Source organism: Variovorax sp. S12S4 (assembly GCF_023195515.1).
Taxonomy (GTDB): domain Bacteria; phylum Pseudomonadota; class Gammaproteobacteria; order Burkholderiales; family Burkholderiaceae_C; genus Variovorax.
On the sequence record NZ_JALPKR020000002.1, the window covers coordinates 4,357,109 to 4,382,134 of the forward strand.

Genomic DNA, 25,026 nt, shown 5'->3' on the forward strand with positions numbered 1-25,026 from the left:
TTGTGGCGCGCCTGAGGGCGCCGCCACCAGAAGCGCAGATCAAAGAAAACAACCCCCACGCCAGCCCGAGCCAGCCATGGACGTAACTCCTCATTTCCCGATCTATCTCGACTACGGCGCCACCACGCCGTGCGACCCGCGCGTGGTCGACGCCATGATTCCCTGGTTGCGCGAGCATTTCGGCAACCCGGCATCGCGCAGCCATGCCTGGGGCTGGGAAGCCGAAGAGGCGGTCGAGAAGGCGCGCGGCCAGGTGGCCGAGCTGATCAATGCCGACCCGCGTGAAATCGTCTGGACGTCGGGCGCCACCGAGTCGATCAACCTGGCGCTCAAGGGTGCGGCCCACTTCTACAAGGGCAAGGGCAAGCACCTGATCACCCTGAAGACCGAGCACAAGGCCGTGCTCGACACCATGCGCGAACTCGAGCGCCAGGGCTTTGAAGTGACTTACCTCGACGTCGAGGAAAACGGCTTGGTCGACCTCGACAAGTTCAAGGCCGCGATCCGCCCCGACACCATCCTGGCAAGCGTGCTGTTCGTGAACAACGAAATCGGCGTGATCCAGGACGTGGTCGCGCTGGGCAACGCCTGCCGCGAAAAGGGCGTGATCTTCCACGTCGATTCGGCCCAGGCCACCGGCAAGGTCGAGATCGACATCACGAAGCTGCCCATCGACCTGATGAGCCTGGCTTCGCACAAGACCTATGGCCCGAAGGGCATCGGTGCCCTGTACGTGCGCCGCAAGCCGCGCATCCGGCTCGAAGCGCAAATGCACGGCGGGGGCCACGAGCGCGGCATGCGCTCGGGCACGCTGCCCACGCACCAGATCGTGGGCATGGGTGAGGCCTACCGCATTGCCAAGCTCGAAATGAAGGACGACATCGCCCATGCGCGCCGCCTGCAGAAGCGTCTGCTCGACGGCCTGAAAGACGTGGAGCAGGTGTTCATCAACGGCGACCTCGAGCAGCGTGTGCCGCACAACCTGAACATGAGCTTCAACTACGTCGAAGGCGAGTCGCTGATCATGGGCATCAAGGGCCTGGCGGTGTCGTCGGGTTCGGCCTGCACGTCGGCCAGCCTGGAGCCCAGCTATGTGCTGCGCGCCCTGGGCCGCAGCGACGAGCTGGCCCACAGCAGCCTGCGCATGACCATCGGCCGTTTCACGACCGAAGAAGAAATCGACTACGCCATCTCGACCATCAAGCACAACGTTGCAAAGCTGCGCGAGCTGAGCCCCCTGTGGGAGATGTTCCAGGACGGCGTCGACATCAGCACGATCCAGTGGTCGGCCCACTGACGCCGGACCGCACCAGGCTCCACGATTGAACAAAGTTTGAGAGGTACACCATGGCATATTCTTCCAAGGTCATCGACCACTATGAAAATCCCCGCAACGTCGGCTCCTTCGAAAAGGGCGACGACTCGGTAGGCACCGGCATGGTCGGCGCACCGGCCTGCGGCGACGTCATGAAGCTGCAGATCAAGGTCAACCCCGAAACCGGCGTGATCGAAGACGCGCGCTTCAAGACCTACGGCTGCGGTTCGGCCATTGCGTCGTCGTCGCTCGTGACCGAATGGGTCAAGGGCAAGACGCTCGACGAAGCAGCCGCGCTCAAGAATGCGCAAATCGCCGAAGAACTGGCCCTGCCGCCCGTCAAGATCCACTGCTCGATCCTGGCTGAAGACGCCATCAAGGCTGCCGTGAGCGACTACAAGGCCAAGCACGGCGTCAAGACGGCGCAAGCCGAGCCATCGGCAGTCCACTGACATGGCTGTCACGCTGACTGAAGCCGCTGCGCGCCACGTGACCCGCTACCTCGGCAAGCGGGGCAAGGGCGTGGGCGTGCGGCTGGGCGTGAAGACCACAGGATGCTCGGGCCTGGCCTACAAGCTCGAGTACGTGGACGAGTTCACGCCCGAAGACGTGGTGTTCGAAGACCACGGCGTGAAGGTGCTGGTCGACCCCAAGAGCCTGGCTTATATCGACGGCACGCAGCTCGACTTCGTGCGCGAGGGCTTGAACGAAGGCTTCAAGTTCATCAACCCGAACGAGCGCGACCGTTGCGGCTGCGGGGAAAGTTTCCGCATCTGATGCGCCGTCGCTGACCGCGACAACAGCCGCCACCATGTCATGTGCTGGCGGTTTTTTCTTGATCCTTATGGGCCCCCACGTTCGGCACTTTGTGTCCTCACTGCCCCCCGAGGGGGCGCAGACCGCCTTTGGGGCGGCCCGGCAGGCAGTCTGATGAACCTCAACGACACCGACTTCCAATTGTTCGCCGTCCCGGCCACGTTCGCGCAGGACCGCGCCGCGCTCGACGCGCGCTGGAAAGAGCTGCAGCGCGAAGCGCACCCGGACCGCTTTGCCGCGCAAGGCGCCGCGGCGCAGCGCGTGGCCATGCAGTGGTCGGTGCGCATCAACGAGGCCTATCAACGGCTGAAAGACCCGATCCGCCGCGCGAGCTACATCTGCGAACTGAACGGTGCGCCGCTCAACGCCGAGAACAACACGGCCATGCCGCCCGATTTCCTGATGCAGCAGATGGAATGGCGCGAGGCGCTCGACGACGCGGACGATGTCGAAGCGGTTGAAAAGCTGCAGGCGGAGGTCGAAGCCGGCCGCACGCGCGCGCTGTCGTCGCTCGACTGGCTGATCGACGAGAAGGGCGACTACCCCGCCGCCGCGCAGCAGGTGAGAGCCCTCATGTTCATTGAGCGTTTCGGCCAGGACGTCGAAGCCAAGTTCGATCAGTTGGGACAATAAGCCCTATATATGGCTCTTCTACAGATTTCAGAACCCGGCCAGGCGCCAGATCCGCATCAGCGCCGCATTGCCGTGGGCATCGACCTGGGCACCACGCATTCGCTGGTGGCCGCGGTGCGCAACGGCGTGGCCGAATGCCTGCCTGACGACCAGGGCCGCGTGTTGCTGCCTTCGGTCGTGCGCTACTTGGGCGGCGACCGCCGGCAGATCGGCTTCGATGCCGTGGCGGCGCGCGGGCAAGACCCCGCCAACACCATCACCTCGGTCAAGCGTCTCATGGGCCGGGGGCTGGCCGACATCGCCAACCGCGAATCGATGTCGTACCGCATCGGCAGCAGCGACGGCGGCATGGTGAAGGTGCAGACGCTCGCGGGCGAAAAATCGCCGGTCGAAATCAGCGCCGAAATTCTGGCGACGCTGCGCTACCGCGCCGAAGACACCTTCGACGATGAGCTCTATGGTGCGGTCATCACCGTGCCCGCGTATTTCGACGAAGGCCAGCGACAGGCCACCAAGGATGCCGCGCAATTGGCGGGCCTCAATGTGCTGCGCCTGATCAGCGAGCCGACGGCCGCTGCCATTGCCTACGGCCTCGATAACGCCAGCGAAGGCGTCTACGCGGTGTACGACCTGGGCGGCGGCACCTTCGACATCTCGATCCTGCGGCTCACGCAGGGTGTGTTCGAGGTGATTGCCACCGGCGGCGACTCGGCACTCGGCGGCGACGACTACGACCACGCGCTTGCCGGCTTCGTGCTCGCGCAGACCGGCGCCCACGCCGAGAGCGATGGCGACAAGGCCGCATTGCTGGTCGCGGCGCGTGCCGCCAAAGAAGCGCTGACCGATTCCGAATCGACCACTTTCCGCGCGGAGGTTGCGGGTCAGGCGATTCAATTCGAAGTGACCCGCGCGCAATTCGACGCCGCCACCAAGCCGCTCACCGACCGCACCATTGCTGCTGTTCGCAAGGCTCTGCGCGATGCAAAGCTCAAGCCGGACGAACTGAAAGGCATCGTGCTGGTCGGCGGTTCCACCCGCATGCCGCAGGTCCGCCGCGCCGTCGCCGAATTCTTCGGCCGCGAGCCGCTCGTCAACCTAAACCCCGACGAAGTCGTGGCGCTCGGCGCCGCCATCCAGGCCAATCAGCTGGCCGGCAACAACGGCGCGGGCGACCTGCTGCTGCTCGACGTGATTCCGCTGTCGCTCGGCATCGAGACCATGGGTGGCCTGGTCGAGCGCATCGTGCCGCGCAACCAGACCATCCCCACTGCGATGGCGCAGGACTTCACCACCTATCAAGACGGCCAGACAGCCCTTGCGTTGCACGTGGTGCAGGGCGAGCGCGACCTGGTCGCCGATTGCCGGAGCCTCGCACGCTTCACCTTGCGCGGCATTCCGCCGATGGCCGCGGGTGCGGCGCGCATCCGCGTGACTTTCACGGTCGATGCCGATGGACTCCTGAGCGTCAGTGCCAAGGAGCAGGGCAGCGGCGTCGAGGCCAGCGTCACGGTCAAGCCGTCGTACGGGCTTTCGGACGACCAGATCGCGACCATGCTGCAGGAGAGCTTTTCCACCGCGCAGCAGGACATGCAGGCGCGGGCGCTGGTCGAGGCCCGCGTGGATGCCGAGCGCATGCTGCTCGCCACGCAGAGCGCGCTCGATGCCGACGGCGACCTGCTGACCGAAGATGAGCGTGCCGCCATCGACACTTCGATGGCAAAGCTGCGCGAAGCCGCCACGGGCACCGACGCCGCCACGATAGAAGCCGCCACCAAGGCGCTGGCCAACGACACCGAAGCCTTCGCCGCCCGGCGCATGAACGCGGGCATTGCGCGCGCCTTGTCGGGCCGCAAGGTCGAATCCCTCTAAGAACAACATGCCCACCATCAAGATATTTCCGCATCCCGAGTACTGCCCGCAGGGTGCAGAAATCACCGCGCCGGCCGGCACCTCCATTTGCGAGGCGCTGCTCGACAATCACATCAACATCGAGCACGCATGCGAGATGAGCTGCGCCTGCACCACCTGCCACGTCATCGTGCGCCAGGGGTTCAGTTCGCTGAACGAAGCCGAAGAGGGCGAGGAAGACCTGCTCGACCGCGCCTGGGGCCTGGAGCCACAATCGCGCCTCAGCTGCCAGGCCATCCTGGCGCAGGAAGACGTGACGGTCGAGATTCCCAAATACTCGATCAACCACGCCAAAGAGAACCATTGAAGAAGGCACCGAATGTCGCGCCAGATCGTCCTCGACACTGAAACCACCGGCCTTTCCGCCGAGAACGGCGACCGCATCATCGAGCTCGGCTGCGTGGAGCTGTTCGCGCGCAAGCTCACGGGCAACGACCTGCACATCTACTTCAACCCCGAGCGCGAGAGCCATGAAGACGCGCTCAAGGTGCACGGTCTCACGACCGACTTCTTGCGCGACAAGCCGAAGTTCGCCACGCTGGCCAACGACATCGTCGAGTACCTGCGCGGCGCCGAGCTGATCATTCACAACGCAGCCTTCGACGTCGGCTTTCTCAACAAGGAACTCGAGCTGGCCGGCCTGCCGCCGCTGCGCACCTTCGTCGGCGAAGTGACCGACACGCTGGCCATGGCCAAGCAGGTGTACCCGGGCAAGCGCAATTCGCTCGATGCGCTGTGCGACCGTTTTGGCGTCGACCGCTCGAACCGCACCTTCCACGGCGCCAAGCTCGACGCGCAGCTGCTGGCCGACGTGTACATCAATCTCACGCGCGGCCAGGACGCGCTGCTGATCGACGTGTCGTCGAACGAACCGGCGCAGGGCACCACGGTGGTTGCCATCGACCTGAGCCAATTCGACCTGCCGGTGATCATGGCAGCCGAACAGGAGCTTGCGGCACACGAGGCCGTGTTGTCGCAACTCGACAAATCCAGCAACGGGCGCACGCTGTTTCGGCAAAACGCCTGAAATGCTGTGGCATAATCGAAGGCTTCGCGCAACGCGATTAATTCAAAGGCACTGAAACACGGCGCCAGAGAATTGACAGGGCGGTTAGCTCAGGGGTAGAGCACAGCATTCACACTGCTGGGGTCGGAGGTTCGAAGCCTCCACCGCCCACCAAATTCCCCACAACGAAATCAGCGACTTGGATTGTCCAAGTCGCTTTTTTTTTTGCGCGCCGCTTTCAGCCCGCCGCACGCAACTGTCGACTCGTGCTGACGCCAGCTCCCGCTTCGCGCCGGCTCAATTCCGTGGCGGAGCGCGTACACCCAGGGGGAAGGAGACCGATCATGGCCACTCACCCCGACATCCCGCCCGACCTGCCCGTGGAGCCCGACGAAGGGCCGAGCACGCCGCCGGACGATCCGACCGATCCCGAACCTCCTCCCACCACCTCGTGAATCTGGCGCGCGAGCCGCGATAAGCTCGCGCCATGGATGAACTTGATTGCGCCGTCATCGGCGGGGGTGTGGTGGGCCTGGCCGTGGCGCGCGCGTTGGCGCTCGCGGGCCGGGAAGTGGTGGTGCTCGAGGCGGAAGGCGCCATTGGCACTGGAACCAGTTCTCGTAACAGCGAGGTAATTCACGCGGGCATCTACTACCCGCAGGGCTCGCTCAAGGCGCGCCTGTGCGTCGAGGGCAAACAGGCACTTTATGAATACGCCGGGGAGCGCGGCTTGCCGCACAAGCGCTGCGGCAAGCTCATCGTGGCGACTTCGCCCGAGCAGGTGGCGCAACTCGAAGTCATTCGCGCCAAGGCTGCGGCCAATGGCGTCGACGACCTCGTGCTGCTGACTGCGGACGAGGCCCTTGCCATGGAGCCGCAGCTGCATTGCGTGGCCGCATTGCACTCGCCGAGCACCGGCATTGTCGACAGCCACGCGCTGATGCTGAGCCTGCTGGGCGACCTGGAGAACGCAGGTGGAATGCTGGCACTGAAATCGCCCATTGCACGCGCGGAATGTGGCGCGGACGCTATCGTGCTGGTAGCGGCAGACGGCACTGCGCTGCGCTGCAGCACCGTCATCAATGCGGCGGGGCTCAACGCGCCCGAGCTGGCCAGGCGGTTCGAAGGCCTGCCCGGGGCGGCCATACCGACGGCGTACTTTGCCAAGGGCAACTACTTCACCCTGTCTGGACGTGCGCCTTTCACTCGGTTGATCTACCCGGTGCCCGAGCCCGGCGGCTTGGGGGTGCACCTGACGCTCGACCTGGGCGGGCAGGCCAAGTTCGGGCCCGATGTGCAATGGGTGGAGTCCGCCGACGACCTGGTGGTGGACCCGGCGCGCGGCGACGGCTTTTACGCTGAGGTGCGCAAATACTGGCCCGCGCTGCCCGACGGGGGATTGATCCCGGGCTATGCGGGCATGCGCCCCAAGATCTCGGGGCCGGACGAGCCGGCGCGCGATTTCATGATCGAGGGACCGGAATCGCATGGGGTAAGGGGCTTGGTCAACCTCTTCGGCATCGAATCGCCGGGGCTCACAAGCAGCCTTGCCATCGGAGGCTACGTGGCTCGCTTGCTTGAAAGCGCCTGAGGGATGCCGCGCAGCCCCTTTGTGTGCAGAAGTCTGAAGAACTGCCGCGCATGAGGGGCTTTTGTGCCTGTAACATGACACCACGCCATTTGCTGGCGTGAAGCCGCCGGCGCGGTGCCGGTGTCATCACGGAGGAAAGATTCCAATGAGTGCATCCAACAACATCGAGGCAGCAGCCGAAGACATCGCGAGCGACGTGCGCGGCGTGCTGGCCAGCAAGGACCTGGATTCGGTTCCCCACATCAAGGCGCTGCGCCAGCGCATCGACACCAAGCTTGCCATTGCACGCGAGCTTGCGGCGGAGAAGAGCAAGATCGCAGCCCAGAAGGCTCGCGAGGCGGCCAACACCGCCAACGCCTACGCCCACGACGAACCGTGGCAGATTGCCGGCGCAGCGCTGGCAGTCGGTGTGCTGGTGGGTTTGCTGCTTGGCCGCCGCTGACCTGAGCACACACCGCCGCGTTGTCCGTCGCCGAGCAGGAGCCGGCGCATGAGCTTGCTGTCCCTGTTCGGGCTCAATGCCCGTTTGCGGCGGCTTCGCATTGCCGCGGCCGAAGGCGCGCTGGCGGCCGAAGACCGTGTGCAGCTCTTGCGCATGGCCTGGGAGGACGAGAAGCAGCGCCTCAAGCTGATGCTCGTGCTGGTGGTGGCCGTGCTCGGGCTGACCACGGTGGCGGTGGCGTTGCTGTCGATGGCGGTGGTGGTGCACTTCTGGGACACGCCGCATCGCGTTGCGGCTGCGTGGGCGGTGGCGGCTGTGTGGATCGTGCTCTGGCTGGCCGCCGCGCTGGGTCTGTTTCTGACGCTTCGCAATGCCTCGAACAGCTTCATGCCGGCGCGCCATGAATTCGAACGCGACTGGACCTGGGTTCAGGACCGTTTCGGTCTCGGCAAGGACCCCGACCAGGACGAAGAGGCGCCGCGTCCCCCGCGGCCCGCCACGCGCGAAGAGCTGCTGGCCCGCATGGACCGTCAGCGCGAACGCATTGCCACCATGCAGGGCGGCCCGCGCAAGTCGCAGCCCGCCGGTGCGGCAGCAGCGGCTCCAGAAGCACCGCCCGCGGACGAAACGGCCTCCGCCGCTGCGCTGCGCATTGCGCGGGAGCATCCGGTGGCGACGGGTGTCGTCGCTGCGGTGGCGCTGGTGGTGATTCGTCCCAAGCGGCTGTTGCGCTGGGCAGCGGTCGTTGCGCCGGTGCTCTGGCGCATGCGTTGAAAACCGGCGCTGAAAACCAGCGCTGAAAACGCGCGAGCGCTCAGGCAGCGCTGCGAGCTTGCAGCAACGCCTGAGCCGCTTCGCGCACGAGGGCCGGGCCGCGGTAGATGAGGCCGGTGTAGATCTGCACCACGTCGGCGCCCGCGGAAATCTTGGCCTTGGCATCGGCTCCACTCAGGATGCCGCCCACCCCGATGATCGGAAAACCTGTTCCCAGGGCCGCGCGCAACTGGGCGATCACGCGGTTGCTCGCCTCGCGCACGGGGGCACCCGAAAGTCCGCCGGCTTCGTCGGCATGCGGCAGGCCCGCAACAGCGTCGCGTGCCAGGGTGGTGTTGGTGGCAATCACGCCGTCCATGCCGTGGCGCTGCAGCGTGGCGGCGATGACCGCAACCTGGCTTTCGTCGAGATCGGGCGCGATCTTCACGAACAGCGGAACGCGCTTGCCGCCGCGGTCGGCAAGCACCTGCCGCCGCTCGGCGATGGCACCCAGCAACGCGTCGAGCGCTTCGTCGCTCTGCAGCGTACGCAAGTTGGCCGTGTTGGGGCTCGAGATATTGATGGTCACGTAGTCGGCATGCGCATACACGCCGTCCAGGCAGGCCACATAGTCGTCCACCGCCCGCTCGATGGGGGTGCTGGCGTTCTTGCCGATGTTGAGGCCGAGCAGCATCGGCTTCTTGCCCGAGTTGCCGCCGTTCTTGCGGAAGCGCGCCTTCTGCACGTTGGCCAGAAAGGCGTCGAGTCCCTCGTTGTTGAACCCGAGCCGGTTGATCAGCGCGTCGCGCTGCGGCAGGCGGAATATGCGCGGCTTCGGGTTGCCCGGCTGTGCCTTCGGCGTGACGGTGCCGACCTCGACAAAGCCGAAGCCCATGGCCGCGAAAGCGTCGATGCAGCGGGCGTTCTTGTCGAGCCCGGCCGCCAGGCCGACGCGATTCGGGAATTGCAGCCCCGCGAGGGTGACCGAGTCTTCGACGCGCGAAGCCGCGTACGCGCAGGCCAGCGGCGTGTTCTGGGTGCGGGCCAGGCCGTCGAGGGTGAGTTCGTGGGCATGTTCCGGGTCGAAGCCGAACAGAAAGGGCCGGGCCAGGCCGTAGAGCGAAGAGGGGAGCAGGGGCATCGGATAATTCTCGACTTCAATGAGCCAAGGATTCTCCGCGATGACTGCACCCGTTTCCCCTTCTTCCGCTCCCGGCGCCGGCGCCACCAGCGCAATCTCCCAGGACGAGCTCAAGGCCCAGGTTGGCCGGGCTGCGCTGGCCTATGTGGTGAAGGGCGAAATCGTCGGCGTGGGCACCGGCTCGACCGTGAACAAGTTCATCGACGCCCTGGCCACCATCAAGGACGAGATCAAGGGCGCGGTGTCGAGCTCGGTCGCCTCGACCGAACGCCTGCGCGCGCTGGGCATTCCGGTGTTCGACAGCAACGAGGTCGAGGAACTCGGCGTCTACATCGACGGTGCGGACGAAATCGATCATCGCGGCTTCATGGTGAAGGGCGGCGGTGCGGCGCTCACACGCGAAAAGATCGTGGCGGCGCAGTCGCGGCGCTTTGTGTGCATTGCCGACGAATCCAAGCTGGTCGACACGCTCGGCGCCTTTCCGCTGCCGGTGGAGGTGATTCCGATGGCGGCGCGCCGCGTCATGCGGCAGTTCGAAGCCATGGGCGGCATTGCGCAGGTGCGGGAAAAAGACGGCGTGGCGCTGGTGACCGACAACGGCCAGCACATCGTCGACGTCACCGGGCTGCGGATCAGCGACCCGCTTGCCTTCGAATCCGAGGTGAGCCAGTGGCCGGGCGTGGTCACCGTCGGCGTGTTCGCTCACCAGAAGGCCGACGTGTGCCTGCTGGGCACGCCCTCGGGCGTGCAAACGATGACGTTCGAGTGAAGAGAAAAGCGGCTGCCGGCGTCAACCGGCGGCCCGCTCAGGAACCGCTCAGAACTTGATGCCTGCCGGGTTGCTGGGAGTCGGCCCGCTGGGAGCAGGCGCAGGCTGCTGCGGAGCAGGAGCGGCCGGCGCGGGTTCGCGCGCCACGGGTGCCGCCTGCACCGCAACCAGCGGTCGGGCCGGCGGGTTGCGGTACGTCGCCGGCAGGCTGTTGCTCTTCGGATAGCCCGCGGCGTCGAGGTACTGCGACCATTCGGTGTCGGAAAAGCCCTTGAGCTGCTGCGAGCCGATCGTCAGCAACGGCAGCGAGGCCTGGCTGCTCATCCGCTGCAGCGCCTCGACGTCCTGGTTGCTCTTGACGGTGCGTTCTTCAAAAGGAATGCCGCGCGTGGTGAGCAGCGAGCGGGCGGCGCCGCACGGCGCGCATTCTTCACCGGTGTACAGCGTCACGGGATAGCGCTGTGCCACCTGGCGCAGTTCATACGGCAAGCCGGCATTGGCCGGCGGCGTGATGCCGGCTTGCGGGCCTGCGGCGGGCTCGGTGCTGGCGGTGGGGGCCCGGTCCGAGAAAGTGACCTTGCCGTTCTTGTCGACGTTGCGATAGATCGGCTGGGCCATGGCACCTGCTGCAACGAGCAGCAGGGCGAGGCCGGACAGGCAATGCAAGGAGGTTTTCTTTTGGATCGAATGCATTGCCTGAGTATCGCAAGCTTCAGGCCCGCTTCAAACGGGCTGGGCCTGGGCCATGCCCTGGTGTCGCAGCAGCGCATCAAGCTGCGGCTCGCGGCCGCGGAAAGCCTTGAACGAATCCATGGCGCTGCGGCTGCCGCCCGCTTCGAGGATGGCCTGGCGATACCTGCGGCCGGTCTCGATGTTCGGCTGGCCGTCGGCGCCCACGGTTTCCTCGAAGGCGGCGTAGGCGTCGGCGCTCAGCACCTCGGCCCACTTGTAGCTGTAGTAGCCGGCCGCGTAGCCGCCCGAGAAGATGTGGCTGAAGGTGTTGGGCGTGCGGCTGAAAGGCGGCGCAGGCATCACGGCCACTTCGGCGCGTACCTTGCCCAGCAGCGCGAGCACGCCGCCCGGCTGCGCACTGGCGGCCTGGTATTCGGTGTGCAGCAGCATGTCGAACAGCGAGAACTCGATCTGGCGCAAGGTCTGCAGGCCGCTCTGGAAGTTCTTGGCGGCGGTCATCTTGTCGAACAGCGCGCGCGGCAGCGGCTCGCCGGTATCGACGTGGGCGGTCATGTGCCTGAGCACGTCCCATTCCCAGCAGAAGTTTTCCATGAACTGGCTCGGCAGCTCGACGGCATCCCATTCGACGCCGCTGATGCCGGACACGTCGCGCTCGTTCACCTGCGTGAGCATGTGGTGCAGGCCGTGGCCGAATTCGTGGAAGAGGGTGGTCACGTCGTCGTGCGTGAGGAGCGGCGGCTTGCCGTCCACACCGCTCGCAAAGTTGCACACCAGCTGCGCCACCGGCGTTTGCAGTGTGCCGTCGTCGGGTCGCAGCCAGCGTGCGCGCACGTCGTCCATCCACGCACCGCCGCGCTTGGCGGCACGGGCCGAGGGGTCGAGATAGAACTGGCCGACCTTCTGCACGCCGCCAGCCGTCTGGCGTTCGATGCGATAGAACTCCACGCTCGGGTGCCAGGTGGGGGCGTTGTCGCGCCGGATGGAAACCTCGAACAGCGTTTCGACGATCTTGAACAGGCCGGCCATCACCTTGGGTGCCGGAAAGTACTGCTTCACCTCCTGCTCGCTGAAGGCGTACCGCGCCTCCTTCAGCTTTTCGCCGATGTAGCTCCAGTCCCAGGCTTGCGGATCGGCAATGCCCAGTTGCTCTGATGCGAACACGCGCAGGTCGGCCAGATCGCGCTCGCCATAGGGCTTGGCCTTGGCCGCGAGGTCACGCAGGAACTTGACCACCTGCTCGGGCGATTCAGCCATCTTGGGCACGACCGAGAGTTCGCCGAAATTCCTGTAGCCGAGCAGCCTGGCTTCTTCTTCGCGCAGCGCGAGGATCTCGTTGATGAGCGCGGTGTTGTCGAAGGCCGGGTCGCCGAGCTCGCTGGCGCGCGTGACATACGCGCGGTAGAGCGTTTCGCGCAGCGCGCTGCTCTTGGCAAACTGCATCACGGGCAGGTAGCAGGGCATCTTGAGCGTGAGCTTGTAGCCTTGCTTGCCCTCGGCTTCGGCGGCCGCGCGGGCGGCGCCAATCACGTCTTCAGGCACGCCCTCGAGCTCGCCAAGCGCTGCGTAGTACGAGAAAGCGTCGGTGGCGTCGAGCGCGTTCTCGCTGAATTTCTGGCTCAGCTCGGCCTGGCGCTCCTGGATGTCGGCAAAGCGCTTCTTTGCATCGCCTTGCAGTTCCGCGCCGCCAAGCACAAAGTTGCGCACGGCATTGCGGTGCGCCTGGCGCTGCTCGGGGTTGAGGGTGGCCACGTCGATGGCCTTGTACTTGGCGTACAGGCGCTCATCGGAACCCAGGCGGGTCCAGAAAGCGGTGACGCGGGGCATGGCCTCGTTGTAGGCGGCGCGCAGCTCCGGCGTATCGGCCACGGCGTTGAGATGGCCCACGGCGCCCCAGGCGCGGCTGAAGCGTTCGGACGCCACGTCGAGCACCTTCGAAATCGCATTCCAGTCGGCCGGAAAGTCGGCCGCCGTGATGGTTTGCAGCGCCGCCTCGGCATCGGCCAGCAAGATGTCGACCGCGGGCGCGACGTGCTCGGGCTTGATGCGGTCGAACAGCGGGAGATCGGCGAAGTCGAGGAGGGGGTTGGTCATGGAAATCACTTTGCGGCGCGTTCCGCAGCTTCAAGGGTGTTGGCGAGCAGCATTGCGCGCGTCATGGGGCCCACGCCGCCGGGCACGGGGGTGATCCAGCTGGCCACTTCCTTGACGCTGTCGAAATCCACGTCGCCGGCCAGCTTGCCGTCTTCCTTGCGGTTCATGCCCACGTCGATCACCACGGCGCCCGGCTTCACCATGTCGGCCGTCAGCAGGTTGCGCTTGCCCACGGCGGCGACGATCACGTCGGCCTGCCGGGTGATGGCGGCCAGGTCTTGCGTGGCGCTGTGGCAGATGGTGACGGTGGCGTTCTTGGCCAGCAGCATCATGGCCATCGGCTTGCCGACGATGTTGCTGCGGCCGATGACCACCGCGTGCTTGCCGCGCAGGTCGTAGCCGATGGATTCGAGCATCTTCATGCAACCGTGCGGCGTGCAGGGCCAGAAGCCCGGCTGGCCGACCATCAGCGCGCCGGCGCTGGCCACATGGAACCCGTCGACGTCCTTGGCCGGAGAGATGGCTTCGATGACGCGGTGGCTGTCCATGTGCTTGGGCAGCGGCAGTTGCACAAGAATGCCGTGCACCTGCGGGTCGTCGTTGAGCGCCTCGATGCGGGCCAGCAGCTCGGGCTCGGTCATGCTGGCGGAATGGCGCTCAAGATGGGCGGTGAGCCCGGTCTGGCTGCTGTCGTTGACCTTGTGCTTCACGTAGACCTGGCTCGCCGGATCTTCACCCACCAGGATGATGGTCAGCGTGGGTTCCACGCCGCGTGCCTTCAGTGCGGCAATGCGGCCGGCAACATCGGCGCGGATTTTCTGGGCCAGCGCGTTGCCATCGATCAATTGAGCGGTCATCGGTTTCGATTTTCCAAGTAAAAACGCCCGCTTGCGCAGGCGTGGGGAACATTCGTCGCTATCGGGGAGATAGCTGGTTTTCAGGCTTTGGCTGCGGGCGCCGCCTGTCCGAGCGCGATCTTGAGCAGATCGGCCACGGTGTTGGCGTTGAGCTTTTCCATGATGTTGGCGCGGTGTGCCTCGACGGTCTTGATGCTGATGCCCAGGTCGTCGGCAATCTGCTTGTTCAGGCGGCCGGCGACGATGCGCTCGAGCACCTGGGCTTCGCGGCCGGTGAGCTTGGACAGCAGCGCATCGCGGCTGGCCGACTGCTGGTGCTGGGTGAAGGCGCCGCGCGCGTGCTCGAGCATGCGCTCGACCAGCGTGACGAGTTCTTCGTCGTTGAAAGGCTTCTGGATGAAATCCATGGCGCCCTTCTTCATGCTGTCGACCGCCATCGGCACGTCGCCGTGGCCGGTGATGACCACGATAGGCAGCGGGGAGCGCCGCTCGATCAGCCGGTCCTGCAGTTCGAGGCCGGTCATGCCGGCCATGCGAATGTCGACGATCAGACAGGCGACTTCGCGCGGGTCGTATCGGGAAAGAAAAGACTCGGCTGAATCGAAGCAGCGAACCCTGTAGTCCTTGCCCTCGAGCAGCCATTGCAGCGAATCTCGTACGGCCTCGTCGTCATCGACGACATAGACAGTGCCCTTCTTCGGAATCAAACTCATGCAGGTACCTTTGCCTCGTCGCTTGCTACGGAACTGGGAGCGTCCAACACCGGAATCCAGAAGGAAAAGCGGCATCCGATCACATCCGGGCCATTGTAGATGTTCTCCGCCTGCATCCGTCCACGGTGCGACTCGACGATGGTGCGGCACAGATTCAGCCCGATACCCATGCCTTCGGGCTTGGTGGAGAAGAAGGCCTCGTAGAGCCGGTCCATCACTTCGGGCGCCAGGCCCTTGCCGGTGTCCTGCACCGAAAATTCGATGGCGTTGTGGCCCTCGATCACCTTGGGCAGCACGCGCAGTTCCACGCTACGGCGCGCGAGCGGGCGCTCTGCAATGTCGATGGCTTCGGCCGCGTTCTTCAGCAGGTTGACCATCACCTGCTCGATCAGGATGGGGTCCACCCGCACCACAGGCAGCCGCGCCGCCACATAGTGGTTGAGCCGCACATTGCGCCGCCGCAGCTCGATGCCCGCCAGTTCGACCGCCTCGCTCACCATGGTGGCCACGTCGGCGGGCGTGCGATTGGGTTCGCTGCGCTTCACGAAGGAGCGGATGCGCTGGATGATCTGGCCCGCGCGCTGCGCCTGCTTGGAGGTTTTTTCGAGCGCTGCGAGCAGCGCCTCGGTGTCGATCGACTGCCCCTTGATGCGGGACATCATCCCGTTGCAGTAGTTGGTGATGGCCGTCAGCGGCTGGTTGAGCTCATGCGCCACGCTGGAGGCCATTTCGCCCATCGTGATCAGGCGGCTTGCGGCCTGGGCGCGGTCGGCCTGCGCGGCCGCCTGTTCCTCGGCGTCGCGCCGCGGTGTGATGTCGGTGGCAATCACCAGTTGGGCAAGCCGGCCGTCGACCCAGGTGAGATAGCGCGAACGCACTTCGAGCCACTTGCCCAGGTGCGGCACGAAGATCTCGTTGTTGGCGGTCTGGGCGGCGGTCAGGGTATCGATCGGCAGGCCGGCGTAGGGGTCGACGTCGTCCAGGCCCTCGTCGTGCGCATTGGAGGCCGGCACACCGGCCTGCGCCACCATGCCCAGGTGGCCCACGGTGTCGGAACCGAACCAGAGCCGGTACAGCTTGTTGGCGAACAGCAGCTCCTCACTGCCGATGGGCGCCACCGACACCGCGGCGTCCAGCGCCTCCAGCACCGTGGTGAAGCGCTCGTACGAAGCCGACAGCTGCTCGCGGATGCGCGTGGGCTCCGTGATGTCGGTCATCGAGGTCATCCAGCCCGTCTGGTGGCCGCGCGCATCGATCAGCGGCGACACATAAAGGCGCGCGTTGAACACGCTGCCGTTCTTGCGCTTCACGCGCACCTGGAAGCCGCCGGGCAGGGCGCGCCCGTGCAGCTCTTCCTCGAGCCGCTCGTTCATGACTTCGCGGTCCGACTCCAGCCAGTAGGGGAAGGGCGGCGTCTGGCCCACCAGTTCGGCTTCGCTCCAGCCCGTCATCGCGCAGAAAGCGGCGTTCACGTAGGTGATGCGCCCCTGCAGGTCGAGCACGCGCATGCCGGTGAGCATGGAGTTTTCCATCGCACGCCGGAAGTTGGTTTCGGCAACCAGCCGCTGCTGCGCCTGCTGGCGCCGCCGGGTGTGCCGCCAGGTACCGATCAGCATCCAGCTGGTGAGCACGCTGAGCGCGCAGACCAGCCAGAACAAGCCGTTGCCGACCACCCCCTGCGAGGTGCGGTAGGCCTGGGCGCGCAGCACCAGCGCATTGCCGACGGGCGACACCGGCACTTCGTATTCGTTGGTTCTTTCGGACCAGGGCAGCAGGCGCGTGCCGCCTTCCCTGGGGCTCACGGTGTTGCCCGCAATCGGATTGCCCTTGGCGTCGAGCAGCGACACCGCATAGCGCGCCTGCACTTCCGATGGCATGCCGTAGCGCAGCAGGCCGTCGATTGAAAACTCGCCCAGCACCACGCCCGCGAACAGGCCCTGGTCGAAAAGCGGAATGTGCAGCTGCAGCATGGCCGTGGGATCGCCGCCGGCCATGGGTTGGGAGAAAACCGGTTGGCGCAGCTCTCGCGCCAGCGCGTAGTTGCTCTCGATATCGCCGGGCCGCAGCACGTCGCCGATGAGGTGCTGCTGCGCGGGGTGCACGCTCGGCGCGGAGTAGCCAGCCTTGAAGCGGCGGCGGTCGTCGATCCACGTGACCGTCTGCAGTTCGGGGAACTGGCTCACCAGCGATTCCGCGCGGCTCGCGAACTCGACGGGATCGATTTCGCGGTTCGAGGCGTCCCGTGCGATGCGCATGAGCTGTTCCTGCCGCTCCAGGAGGCGCAGGCGCATGCGCTGCTGGGCGTATTCGACGTCCCGCCGCACCGACTCCTGCTCGCGCTCGACTTCTTCGGTGCGCAAGTACCAGAAAGCCGAAACGATGGCGGCAAGAAACAGCAGCACCGCCGCAATCGGCGCGAGCATGGCGACGGCGTCCTGCAGCACCGGCGTTTGCCGGCGCCACCAGCGGCGCCACCAGGACAGAGGGGACGCATTCACGGCGCTGCGGGCCACCGCCAGCGGAGAGGAAAGAGGCATCTTCCGAGTTTAGGGGATGCTCCCCCGCGAAGCGCGCCAAACGCCCGGTGCCATTGGTTCCGGCGCGGCTGCAGCCAGAACAACCCCAATCATAAATATCACATTAAGAAATGGATATGCGCCATTTGAAATAGAAGCATTTCTATGCGAAACTCGCCCGCGTTTATCGAAGACCGCACTTAAATTACAGCCACAGCCCTAATAGGAGAGACAAGCATGTCGGCAAATCCCGAGAACCTGTTCGGCTCGGCCGCGAACGACGCGGACGCCCAGGAGACCCGTGAATGGATGGATGCACTGTCCTCCGTTATTCAGAGCGAGGGGCCTGAGCGGGCTCACTTCCTTCTAGAGCAGTTGCTCGAGCATGCGCGGCAGCACAGCATCGACAAGCCTTTCTCGGCCAACACTGCCTACGTCAACACCCTGGAACCCGACCAGGAAGAGCGTTGCCCCGGCAACCTCGAGATCGAAGAGCGCCTGCGCGCCTACATGCGATGGAACGCCATGGCCATGGTGGTCAAGGCCAACCGCCATCATCCGCCCGAAGGCGGCGACCTGGGCGGCCACATCGGCTCCTTCGCCTCGCTGGCCAACATGTTCGGTGCCGGCTTCAACCACTTCTGGCACGCCGAGAGCGAAAACCACGGTGGCGACTGCCTGTACATCCAGGGCCACGTGTCGCCCGGCATCTATGCCCGCGCCTACCTGGAAGGCCGCCTGACCGAAGAGCAGCTGCTCAACTTCCGCCAGGAAGTCGACGGCAAGGGCCTGTCGAGCTACCCGCATCCGAAGCTGATGCCCGAGTTCTGGCAGTTCCCGACCGTGTCGATGGGCCTCGGCCCGCTGATGGCTATCTACCAGGCCCGCTTTCTCAAGTACCTGCATGCCCGCGGCATTGCCAACACCGAGAACCGCAAGGTCTGGGTGTTCTGCGGCGACGGCGAAATGGACGAAGTCGAATCGCTGGGCGCCATCGGCCTGGCCGCGCGCGAGGGCCTCGACAACCTGATCTTCGTCATCAACTGCAACCTGCAGCGCCTGGACGGCCCGGTGCGCGGCAACGGCAAGATCATCCAGGAGCTCGAAGGCGAATTCCGCGGCTCGGGCTGGAACGTCATCAAGCTGATCTGGGGCAGCAACTGGGATCCGCTCTTGGCGCGCGACAAGGACGGGGCGCTGCGCAAGATCATGATGGAGACCAACGACGGCGACTACCAGGCCTTCAAGGCCAATGACGGCGCCTACGTTCGCAAGCACTTCTTCGGCCGCGATCCGCGCACGCTCGAAATGGTGTCCAAGATGAGCGACGACGACATCTGGCAGCTGCGCCGCGGCGGCCACGATTCGCAAAAGGTCTACGCGGCCTTCGACGCGGCCGTGAAGCACAAGGGCCAGCCCACGGTGCTCCTGATCAAGACGGTCAAGGGCTTCGGCATGGGCAAGATCGGCGAAGGCAAGAACAACGTCCACCAGACGAAGAAGCTCAGCGACGAGGACATCATGGCCTTCCGCGACCGCTTCAATATTCCGATTCCGGACAGCAAGATTGCGGACCTGCCGTTCTACAAGCCGGCCGACGACACGCCGGAAATGAAGTACCTGCATGAGCGCCGCAAGGCCCTCGGCGGCTACCTGCCGCACCGCCGCACCAAGGCCGATGAAAGCTTCACGGTGCCTTCGCTCGACACCTTCAAGTCGGTGATGGAACCCACGGCCGAAGGCCGCGAGATCTCGACCACGCAGGCCTACGTGCGCTTCTTGACGCAGCTCTTGCGCGACAAGGCGCTGGGCCCGCGCGTCGTTCCGATTCTTGTGGACGAAGCGCGCACCTTCGGCATGGAAGGGTTGTTCCGCCAGATCGGCATCTACAACCCTGCTGGCCAGCAGTACACCCCGGTCGACAAGGACCAGGTCATGTACTACAAGGAAGACAAGGCCGGCCAGATCCTGCAGGAAGGTATCAACGAAGCGGGCGGCATGTCCAGCTGGATTGCCGCGGCCACCTCGTACAGCACCAACAACCGCATCATGGTGCCGTTCTACGTGTACTACTCGATGTTCGGCTTCCAGCGCATCGGCGACCTGGCCTGGGCGGCCGGCGACATGCAGGCGCGCGGCTTCCTGCTGGGCGGCACGTCGGGGCGCACCACGCTCAACGGCGAAGGCCTGCAGCACGAAGATGGCCATAGCCACATCCTGGCCAACACCATTCCCAACTGCGTGAGCTACGACCCGACCTTCGCGCACGAAGTGGGCGTGATCCTGCACCATGGCCTCAAGCGCATGGTCGAGAAGCAGGACAACGTCTATTACTACCTGACGCTGCTCAACGAGAACTACGCGATGCCCGGCCTGCAGCCCGGCACCGAAGAGCAGATCATCAAGGGCATGTACCTGTCGAAGCAGGGCCCCGCGCTCAAGGCCAAGGCACCCACGGTGCAGCTGCTGGGCAGCGGCACCATCCTGCGCGAAAGCTTTGCCGCGCAAGAGCTGCTCGAGAAGGATTGGGGCGTGTCCGCCTCGGTGTGGAGCTGCCCGAGCTTCAACGAGCTGACGCGCGACGGCCAGGACGCCGACCGCTGGAACCTGCTGCACCCGGACCAGACGCCGCGCGTGCCCTTCGTGGCCGAGCAACTCGCGCCTACCGCAGGCCCGGTGATCGCGTCGACCGACTACATGAAGGCCTACGCGGAGCAGATCCGTCCCTTCATTCCGAAGGGCCGCAACTACAAGGTGCTGGGCACCGACGGCTTCGGCCGCAGCGACTTCCGCAACAAGCTGCGCGAGCACTTCGAGATCAACCGCCACTACATCGTGGTGGCCGCGCTCAAGGCGTTGAGCGAAGATGGCACCGTGCCCGTAGCCAAGGTGGTGGAAGCGATCAAGAAGTACGGCATCAATGTCGACAAGGTCAACCCGCTTTACGCCTGAACATCAACAACAACCAACGAACGAACGGCGCCTCACGGCGGGAGACGAACGATATGGCAGCAGTGGAAGTGAAGGTGCCGGACATCGGCGATTTCGATGAAGTCGCGGTGATCGAGGTGCTTGTGAAGGTGGGCGACACGGTCAAGGCCGAGCAGTCGCTGATCACCGTCGAATCGGACAAGGCGTCGATGGAAATTCCGTCGTCGACCGCCGGTGTGGTGAAGGAAATCAAGGTCGAGGTCGGCGGAAAGGTGAAAGAGGGCTCCGTGGTCCTCGTGCTCGAGGCCGAAGGTGCTGCCGCTGCACCGGCGCCTGCAGCGGCTCCGGCTCCTGCGGCTGCCGCCCCGGCGCCCGCAGCCGCGGCGCCTGCTCCGGCTGCCGCGCCTGCGGCTTCGGGTCCCATCGAGATCAAGGTGCCCGACATCGGCGATTTCAAGGATGTCGCGGTCATCGAGTTGCTGGTGAAACCCGGCGACACGATCGCGGCCGACCAGTCGCTCATCACCGTCGAATCGGACAAGGCCTCGATGGAAATTCCGTCGTCGGCTGCGGGCGTGCTCAAGGAACTCAAGGTCAAGGTGGGCGATACGGTCAATATCGGTGACCTGATTGCCGTGCTGGAAGGCTCGGCGGCCGCCAGCCCCTCACCCCAACCCTCTCCCCAGAGGGGCGAGGGAGCCAGTCCGGCCTCGGCAGCTGCTCCGGTTTCCTCCCCCCCTCCCGCCCCTGCGGGAGAGGGCCGGGGTGAGGGTGCACCCGCACCGGCACCGCACGAACCCACTGTGGCGCCCACCGGCAAGCTGCCGCATGCGTCCCCCTCGGTGCGCAAGTTCGCCCGCGAACTCGGCGTGCCGCTCGAAGAGGTCAAGGGCTCCGGTCCCAAGGGCCGCATCACCCAGGAAGACGTCCAGAGCTTCACCAAGGCCGTGATGAGCGGCCAGGCCAGCACGAAGGCATCCGCAGCCAAGGCACCCGCCGGTGGCGGCAGCGCGGACGGCGCGGCACTGGGCCTCATTCCGTGGCCCAAGGTCGACTTCGCGAAGTTCGGTGCGGTCGAGCGCAAGGACCTGTCGCGCATCAAGAAGCTCAGCGGTGCCAACCTGCACCGCAACTGGGTGATGATTCCGCACGTCACCAACAACGACGAAGCCGACATCACCGAGCTCGAAGCCTTCCGCGTCTCCACCAACAAGGAAAACGAAAAGTCGGGCATCAAGGTCACGATGCTCGCCTTCGTGATCAAGGCGGTGGTTGCGGCGCTCAAGAAGTTCCCTGACTTCAACGCCAGCCTCGACGGCGACCAGCTCGTCTACAAGCAGTACTACAACATCGGCTTTGCGGCCGACACGCCCAACGGGCTCGTAGTGCCGGTGCTGAAGGATGCGGACAAGAAGGGCATCCTGCAGATCAGCGCCGAAATGGGCGAGCTCGCCAAGAAGGCGCGCGACGGCAAGCTCGGCTCGGCCGACATGCAGGGCGGCTGCTTCTCGATCAGCTCGCTCGGCGGCATCGGCGGCACGCATTTCACGCCCATCATCAACGCCCCCGAAGTGGCCATCCTCGGCCTCTCCAAGGGCCAGATGAAGCCGGTGTGGGACGGCAAGCAGTTTGTGCCGCGCCTGACGCTGCCGCTGTCGCTGTCCTACGACCACCGCGTGATCGATGGTGCCCTGGCTGCGCGCTTCAACGCCTACCTGGGCCAGGTGCTCGCGGACTATCGCCGAATCCTGCTATGACCACGGTAGTGGCCGTCCGCAAAGGCGGCCAGGTTGCGATGGTGGCGGATTCCCTGGTGACCTTCGGCGACACGCGGCTCTCGCACCGCGCCGAGGCGAACCAGAAGATCTTCACCATCGACGATGCGGCGGGGCAGAGCCTCTTTGCCGTGGCCGGGGCTGCTGCGCACTTCCTGGTGCTGCAGCATGCGCTGGCCGCGCAGCCGCGCGAGGCGCTGCTGTTCGGCAGCAAGCACGAGATCTTCCGCACCTTCACGCTGCTGCACCCGGTGCTCAAGGACTCGTTCTTCATGCAGACCAAGGAAGACGAGCACGAGCCCTACGAGTCGAGCCAGTTCACGATGCTGATGGCGAATGCCAGCGGCATCTATGGCATCTACAGCTACCGCGAGGTCTTCGAGTTCAAGCAGTTCTGGGCCATTGGCTCGGGGCGCAGCTTTGCACTTGGCGCCATGCACGCGGCCTACGACATGAAGTCGCGCACCTCGCGCGACGTGGCGGAGGCGGGAATTGCCGCCGCCTGCGAATTCGATCGCAATTCGGCCCCACCGGTCGACGTTCTCACACTCAAACTGAAAGTGTCCAAATGAGCGAACAACAAATCAAGGTGCCGGACATCGGCGACTTCGACGAAGTCGCGGTCATCGAGGTGCTGGTCAACGTCGGCGACACGGTCAAGGCCGAGCAGTCGCTGATCACGGTCGAGTCGGACAAGGCCTCGATGGAAATCCCATCGTCGGCCGCCGGCGTGGTGAAGTCGCTCGCCGTCAAGGTGGGCGACAAGGTCAAGGAAGGCTCCGTGGTGCTGACGCTGGAGGTGGACGGTGCCGCAGCGCCCGCGCCCGCAGCAGCCGCTCCTGCGCCAGCCGCCGCGGCGCCCGCTCCCAAGGCGGCTCCGGCACCCGCGCCGGCCGCAGCGCCCGCCGCTTCCACCTACGGTGGCAAGGTCGATGTCGAGTGCGACGTTGTCGTGCTCGGCGCCGGCCCTGGCGGCTATTCGGCCGCATTCCGCGCTGCCGACCTCGGCCTGAAGGTGGTGCTGATCGAGCGCTATGCCACGCTGGGCGGCGTGTGCCTGAACGTGGGCTGCATTCCGTCGAAGGCATTGCTGCATGTTGCGTCGGTCATGGACGAGGTCAAGCACTTCGCCGACCTGGGCGTGAGCTTTGCCGCGCCCACGGTCGACCGCGCCAAGCTGCTCGGCCACAAGAACAAGGTGGTGGGCAAGCTCACCGGCGGCCTCACGGCCATGGCCAAGATGCGCAAGGTGACGGTGCTGCGCGGCGTCGGCAACTTCATCGACCCCTACCACCTGGAAGTGGACGAGACGTCCGGCACCAGCTGGGACACCACCGGCAAGAAGCAGACCGTCAAGTTCCGCAACGCCATCATCGCGGCCGGTTCGCAGGCCGTGAGCCTGCCGTTCATGCCGAAGAACGACCCGCGCGTGGTCGACTCCACCGGCGCGCTCGAAATGGGCACGGATCCCAAGCGCATGCTGATCCTGGGCGGCGGCATCATCGGCCTGGAGATGGGTACGGTGTATTCGACGCTGGGCGCGCGCCTCGACGTGGTCGAAATGCTCGACGGACTGATGCAGGGCGCCGACCGCGACCTGGTCAAGGTGTGGCAGAAGATGAATGCGCCGCGCTTCGACAACATCATGCTCAAGACCAAGACTGTCGGCGCCGAAGCCACGAAAGAGGGCATCAAGGTCACCTTCGAAGGCGAGAACGCACCGAAGGAACCGCAGGTGTACGACCTGGTGCTGCAGGCCGTGGGCCGCAGCCCCAACGGCAAGAAGATCGGCGCCGAGAAGGCGGGCGTGGCGGTGAGCGACCGCGGCTTCATTCCGGTCGATATCCAGATGCGCACCAACGTGCCCCACATCTTCGCCATCGGCGACATCGTGGGCCAACCCATGCTGGCGCACAAGGCGGTGCACGAGGCGCACGTGGCGGCCGAGGTGATTGCCGGTGAGCAGAAGGGCGACAAGGAGCTTTCGAGCGCCGCCTTCAATGCCCGGGTGATCCCGAGCGTGGCCTACACCGACCCGGAGGTGGCATGGGTCGGCCTCACGGAAGACCAGGCCAAGGCTGAAGGCATCAAGATCAAGAAGGGCCACTTCCCGTGGAGCGCTTCGGGCCGCGCCATTGCGAATGGCCGCGACGAGGGCTTCACCAAGCTGCTGTTCGATGCCGAGACGCACCGCATCCTCGGCGGCGGCATCGTGGGCACGCACGCCGGCGACATGCTCGGCGAAATTGCGCTGGCCATTGAAATGGGCGCCGACGAGATCGACATCGGCAAGACCATTCACCCGCACCCGACCCTGGGCGAAAGCATCGGCATGGCGGCCGAGGTGGCGCACGGTACCTGTACCGACCTGCCGCCGGCAAAGAAGGCCTGACGAGTCGATTGAGCCGGTTGAGCCGCTCCGGATAATCGGAGCGGACACAAAAATCCCGCCGCGGCGGGATTTTTTTATGGCCTTGAAGGGCGGGCGGATCAGTCGCCGGAGCGGGTCGCGGCGGTGGCCGCGGCCTTGACCTCTTCATTGGGCGCGCCGCCAAGCACGCGGCGGGCTCCGTCGAAGCGGCGGCTCCAGTAGCTGCCGTTCATGTCTTCCACCCGCACCTGGGCGCCCGTGCGCGGCGAATGGATGAACTTGCCTTCGCCGACATAGATGCCGACATGGCTGAAGGCGCGGCGCATGGTGTTGAAGAAAACGAGATCGCCGGGCTTGAGCTGGCTGCGGTCGATCTTTTCGGTGGCGGCGGCTTGTTCTTCGGCACGGCGGGGCAGCAGGTGGCCGACCGTCTGGTTGTACATGGCGCGAACGAAGCCGCTGCAATCGAAGCCTGATTCCGCCGAGTTGCCGCCACGGCGATATGGAACGCCAAGGAAGCCGATGGCGGTAACCACCAGATCGGAAGTCCGTTCGGTGACGGTTTGGCGAACCTGCTGAAGTTGTCCGATCAGGCCCTTGTCGGCAAGGAGGCGGGCCAGTTCGTCATCGGTTCGGTCCTGTTGAGGAGCGGCCTGGACGGCGACGGCAAACAGGAGGGAAGCGGGTAGGACGAAAAAACGCATG

The 25,026-nt window shown here is 65.3% G+C and carries 23 protein-coding genes and 1 tRNA gene; 17 read left to right on the plus strand and 7 right to left on the minus strand.

The window, feature by feature from the left end; genetic code table 11:
- The first annotated feature begins 76 nt into the window (after window positions 1–76).
- The 12 genes from M0765_RS21455 (at window position 77) to M0765_RS21510 (ending at window position 8,485) form a co-directional block, all read left to right on the plus strand.
- The gene (locus tag M0765_RS21455) at window positions 77–1,297 is read left to right on the plus strand and encodes an IscS subfamily cysteine desulfurase (protein ID WP_258505813.1); all 1,221 of its coding nucleotides are present in this window, start codon (window positions 77–79) and stop codon (window positions 1,295–1,297) included.
- Between the two features lie 50 nt (window positions 1,298–1,347).
- Window positions 1,348–1,767 (plus strand): Fe-S cluster assembly scaffold IscU, encoded by a 420-nt coding sequence (iscU, locus tag M0765_RS21460; RefSeq protein WP_258505815.1) that lies wholly within the window; start codon window positions 1,348–1,350, stop codon window positions 1,765–1,767.
- Between the two features lies 1 nt (window position 1,768).
- Window positions 1,769–2,092, plus strand: coding sequence for an iron-sulfur cluster assembly protein IscA (gene iscA / locus M0765_RS21465; protein WP_007828190.1), 324 nt, complete (start codon window positions 1,769–1,771; stop codon window positions 2,090–2,092).
- A 153-nt stretch (window positions 2,093–2,245) separates the two neighbouring features.
- Window positions 2,246–2,764: a Fe-S protein assembly co-chaperone HscB gene (gene hscB, locus M0765_RS21470; protein WP_258505818.1), complete on the plus strand. Its 519-nt coding sequence runs from the start codon at window positions 2,246–2,248 to the stop codon at window positions 2,762–2,764.
- A 9-nt stretch (window positions 2,765–2,773) separates the two neighbouring features.
- On the plus strand, window positions 2,774–4,633 hold the full coding sequence (hscA, locus tag M0765_RS21475; RefSeq protein ID WP_258505819.1) for a Fe-S protein assembly chaperone HscA: 1,860 nt from the start codon (window positions 2,774–2,776) through the stop codon (window positions 4,631–4,633).
- 7 nt (window positions 4,634–4,640) lie between these two features.
- Entirely contained in the window at window positions 4,641–4,979 is a 339-nt protein-coding gene (fdx, locus tag M0765_RS21480) for an ISC system 2Fe-2S type ferredoxin (RefSeq protein ID WP_258505820.1), read from the plus strand.
- 12 nt (window positions 4,980–4,991) lie between these two features.
- Window positions 4,992–5,699, plus strand: coding sequence for a DNA polymerase III subunit epsilon (gene dnaQ, locus M0765_RS21485; RefSeq protein ID WP_126747249.1), 708 nt, complete (start codon window positions 4,992–4,994; stop codon window positions 5,697–5,699).
- A gap of 78 nt (window positions 5,700–5,777) precedes the next feature.
- Window positions 5,778–5,852 (plus strand) — tRNA-Val (locus M0765_RS21490).
- A 170-nt stretch (window positions 5,853–6,022) separates the two neighbouring features.
- Window positions 6,023–6,133, plus strand: coding sequence for a stereocilin (locus M0765_RS21495; protein WP_082517415.1), 111 nt, complete (start codon window positions 6,023–6,025; stop codon window positions 6,131–6,133).
- Between the two features lie 32 nt (window positions 6,134–6,165).
- Window positions 6,166–7,269, plus strand: coding sequence for an NAD(P)/FAD-dependent oxidoreductase (locus tag M0765_RS21500; RefSeq protein WP_258505821.1), 1,104 nt, complete (start codon window positions 6,166–6,168; stop codon window positions 7,267–7,269).
- Between the two features lie 145 nt (window positions 7,270–7,414).
- Window positions 7,415–7,711 (plus strand): glycine zipper domain-containing protein, encoded by a 297-nt coding sequence (locus M0765_RS21505; protein WP_126747251.1) that lies wholly within the window; start codon window positions 7,415–7,417, stop codon window positions 7,709–7,711.
- Window positions 7,712–7,759: 48 nt separating this feature from the next.
- Window positions 7,760–8,485, plus strand: a complete 726-nt coding sequence (locus tag M0765_RS21510) for a phage holin family protein (protein ID WP_258505822.1) — start codon at window positions 7,760–7,762, stop codon at window positions 8,483–8,485.
- Window positions 8,486–8,525: 40 nt separating this feature from the next.
- Here the strand turns inward: M0765_RS21510 and M0765_RS21515 are convergent, their stop codons facing one another.
- Complete coding sequence (locus M0765_RS21515; RefSeq protein WP_258505823.1) at window positions 8,526–9,605, minus strand: quinone-dependent dihydroorotate dehydrogenase; 1,080 nt, start codon at window positions 9,603–9,605, stop codon at window positions 8,526–8,528.
- Between the two features lie 40 nt (window positions 9,606–9,645).
- Here M0765_RS21515 and rpiA point away from each other — a divergent pair, with 40 nt between their 5' ends.
- The gene (rpiA, locus tag M0765_RS21520; protein WP_258505824.1) at window positions 9,646–10,374 is read left to right on the plus strand and encodes a ribose-5-phosphate isomerase RpiA; all 729 of its coding nucleotides are present in this window, start codon (window positions 9,646–9,648) and stop codon (window positions 10,372–10,374) included.
- 48 nt (window positions 10,375–10,422) lie between these two features.
- On the opposite strand, the gene M0765_RS21525 is transcribed toward rpiA, so the two are convergent.
- From M0765_RS21525 to M0765_RS21545, 5 genes are all read right to left on the minus strand, one after another.
- On the minus strand, window positions 10,423–11,067 hold the full coding sequence (locus M0765_RS21525) for a glutaredoxin family protein (protein ID WP_258505825.1): 645 nt from the start codon (window positions 11,065–11,067) through the stop codon (window positions 10,423–10,425).
- A 30-nt stretch (window positions 11,068–11,097) separates the two neighbouring features.
- A complete protein-coding gene (locus tag M0765_RS21530) occupies window positions 11,098–13,158 on the minus strand; it encodes a M3 family metallopeptidase (RefSeq protein ID WP_258505826.1) in 2,061 nt (686 codons plus the stop codon).
- A gap of 5 nt (window positions 13,159–13,163) precedes the next feature.
- Window positions 13,164–14,015 carry a bifunctional methylenetetrahydrofolate dehydrogenase/methenyltetrahydrofolate cyclohydrolase FolD gene (gene folD / locus M0765_RS21535; RefSeq protein ID WP_258505827.1) on the minus strand — a complete coding sequence of 284 codons (852 nt, stop codon included), beginning with the start codon at window positions 14,013–14,015 and terminating at the stop codon, window positions 13,164–13,166.
- An 80-nt stretch (window positions 14,016–14,095) separates the two neighbouring features.
- Complete coding sequence (locus M0765_RS21540; protein WP_012747279.1) at window positions 14,096–14,728, minus strand: response regulator transcription factor; 633 nt, start codon at window positions 14,726–14,728, stop codon at window positions 14,096–14,098.
- Entirely contained in the window at window positions 14,725–17,265 is a 2,541-nt protein-coding gene (locus tag M0765_RS21545) for a PAS domain-containing sensor histidine kinase (protein ID WP_258505829.1), read from the minus strand. Before M0765_RS21545 ends, M0765_RS21540 begins: the two co-directional genes overlap by 4 nt.
- A 216-nt stretch (window positions 17,266–17,481) precedes the next feature.
- On the opposite strand from M0765_RS21545, the gene aceE reads away from it, so the two are divergent.
- From aceE to lpdA, 4 genes are read left to right on the plus strand one after another with little or no spacing between them, the layout of a single operon-like run.
- Window positions 17,482–20,196 (plus strand): pyruvate dehydrogenase (acetyl-transferring), homodimeric type, encoded by a 2,715-nt coding sequence (gene aceE / locus M0765_RS21550; RefSeq protein ID WP_258505830.1) that lies wholly within the window; start codon window positions 17,482–17,484, stop codon window positions 20,194–20,196.
- Between the two features lie 53 nt (window positions 20,197–20,249).
- A complete protein-coding gene (gene aceF, locus M0765_RS21555) occupies window positions 20,250–21,932 on the plus strand; it encodes a dihydrolipoyllysine-residue acetyltransferase (RefSeq protein ID WP_258505831.1) in 1,683 nt (560 codons plus the stop codon).
- Entirely contained in the window at window positions 21,929–22,522 is a 594-nt protein-coding gene (locus M0765_RS21560) for an MFS transporter (RefSeq protein WP_258505832.1), read from the plus strand. The genes aceF and M0765_RS21560 overlap by 4 nt, the downstream gene beginning before the upstream one ends.
- Complete coding sequence (gene lpdA / locus M0765_RS21565) at window positions 22,519–24,342, plus strand: dihydrolipoyl dehydrogenase (RefSeq protein WP_258505833.1); 1,824 nt, start codon at window positions 22,519–22,521, stop codon at window positions 24,340–24,342. The genes M0765_RS21560 and lpdA overlap by 4 nt, the downstream gene beginning before the upstream one ends.
- Before the next feature lie 98 nt (window positions 24,343–24,440).
- Here lpdA and M0765_RS21570 read toward each other — a convergent pair whose 3' ends face one another.
- Window positions 24,441–25,025, minus strand: coding sequence for a C40 family peptidase (locus M0765_RS21570; protein ID WP_258505834.1), 585 nt, complete (start codon window positions 25,023–25,025; stop codon window positions 24,441–24,443).
- Between the last annotated feature and the right edge of the window lies 1 nt (window position 25,026).